The organism is Pseudarthrobacter sp. TE3704, from assembly GCF_056279405.1.
Genome location: NZ_JBWCCJ010000020.1, coordinates 1 through 2,034 on the forward strand (window position 1 = coordinate 1; position 2,034 = coordinate 2,034).

At 64.2% G+C, this 2,034-nt stretch carries 2 protein-coding genes; one reads left to right on the forward strand and one right to left on the reverse strand.

Annotated elements, in window-relative coordinates:
• Positions 1 to 56: 56 nt before the first annotated feature.
• Positions 57 to 896: a hypothetical protein gene (locus ACZ9BC_RS22665; RefSeq protein ID WP_476247929.1), complete on the reverse strand. Its 840-nt coding sequence runs from the start codon at positions 894 to 896 to the stop codon at positions 57 to 59.
• 274 nt (positions 897 to 1,170) lie between these two features.
• Between ACZ9BC_RS22665 and ACZ9BC_RS22670 the strand changes: the two genes are divergently transcribed.
• Positions 1,171 to 1,995, forward strand: a complete 825-nt coding sequence (locus ACZ9BC_RS22670; RefSeq protein ID WP_275728057.1) for an SDR family NAD(P)-dependent oxidoreductase — start codon at positions 1,171 to 1,173, stop codon at positions 1,993 to 1,995.
• The last annotated feature ends 39 nt before the right edge of the window (positions 1,996 to 2,034 follow it).

The following is a 2,034-nucleotide window of genomic DNA, read 5'->3' on the forward strand; positions in this document are numbered from 1 at the left end:
GTGGGGGTGGTCGGTGGACACGGGGCCCTTGTGGGGGCCCCGTGTTGGCCCGTGGTTTAGAAGGTGTGGAGGACGAAGCGGAGGAATTCGGTGGGTTCGATGGCTTCGAGGGGTTTCGGGCCTTCGTTGGCGAGGAATTCGTAGCCGGTTTCGGGGCCGTACTTTTCGCCTCCTGCGGTGACCTGGCCCTTGGTCTGGAACAGGATTTCGATGGAGGGGAACTGGCCTGCCTTGTAAACGGCGCCGGCTTCGAGGCGGAGGAATCCGATGCGGAAGTTGCGTTCGGTGAAGGTGCCCAGCCATTTCTCGGACACGCCCTGATCGGTTGAGGGGAGCCAGTCGTAGGCGTCGGGGTTCATGGCGATGACGTCTTCGTAGCGCGGGGTGGCGAACTCGAGCTTGCCGCCGGTGGCGTGTTCGAAGATCGCCTGGGAGCCGTCCACGGTCTGCTCAACGCCGTTGGCGTCGGTGTAGGTGTACATGCCCTTCTTGAACTCGCCGCTCTTTTCCAGCTCGGCGTTGGTCGCTTCGCGCTGGGCGACCGACAGGTAGCCCTGGCCGCTGGCGCCACCGGACTGGAGAACCAGGGTGCGCAGGCCCTCGGCGCGTTCCTGCGGGCCGTAGTGGACGCTCTCGGGGAAGTACCCGACCCAGCCCTCCTCCAGGAAATCGTTCTCGGAGTAGGGCAGGCGGCCCTTGATCACGTAGCGGACCTGGTCAAAGTTGTGCCGGTGACGCGGGGTCCGCCACCCGCCGCCGCCGGTGTGGCCCATGTTCAGGTCGTAATTGTTTGGCGAGCCGTCCTCACCGAACAGCAGGTGCTTCTGGTCCAGCACTCCCTCACGCATGGATCCGACTGCTTCGATGTCAGTATCCGCTGCCTTGCTTACGCGCATGTCCTGCTCCTTCACACAAAGTCGATGTATTCCCCCGGCAAGATCCGCGGGGGTGCGGCGCCCGGCCCCGCCGCTGCAATCCGTGCAGAACCGGCCGCCGTCCATTGACACTATCCCACATAGCGGGATATTGTTCAAGGGCAGGGCGGGTGCACTGCCTCCTGTTTTTCCCGATAAACGCCCAGGCGGTACAGGGTCAAGACTGTCCAGGACAGCACCCCTGTTCACCGCTGCCTGCACGACCCATCACGACGCGAAACCACGAGGATCGACCATGACGACGACACCCCTGACTCACATTCCCCATGACTCCGGCGTGCCGGCATCAGCGCGGGACTTCAGCGTCGAGGGGCGGGTGGTCATTGTCACCGGCGCAGCCCAAGGCATCGGCCGGGAACTCGCGCGTCAGTTCGCCGCGGCCGGAGCCGTTGCCGTGGTAGCCGACCTCGCCATCGACAAGGCCGAAGCAGTCGTGAAGGAAATCCATGACGCCGGCGGGGTAGGCCTGGCCGTGAAGGTCAACGTGGCCGACGAAGCGTCCGTCACCGCCATGGTCGACACCGTCATCGACACCTGGGGCCGGGTCGACGTGCTGATCAACAACGCCTCGATCTTCGCGAGCATCGAAAAGGGCCCGTTCGACCAAATCCCCCTGGAACAGTGGGAACAAGTGCTGAAGGTCAACATCACCGGCACCTACCTCTGCGTCCGGGCCGTCGCAGCCCACATGCGCAAAGCAGGCTTCGGCCGCATCATCAACATCTCATCCGACGCAGTCACCCGCGGCACCGTGAACTATCTGCACTACGTCACCTCCAAATCAGCACTGATCGGCATGACCAACTCCCTGGCCCGCGAACTAGGCAGCCACGGAATCACCGTCAACTGCATCCGCCCCGGCAGCGTCGCCACCGAAGTCGAACGCACCGTCAACCCCACCGCCGAAGTCCGCGAACGCGCCGCCTCCCTGCAATGCATCCCCCGCGGAATGGTCCCCACCGACCTCGTCGGCATCATGTTCTTCCTCGCCACACCCGCAGCCGCATTCATCACCGGCCAAACCATCGCCTGCGACGGCGGCTACACCCACAGCAGCTAACCCCACCCCACACGCCACTCACAGGAGAACCCCAATCAT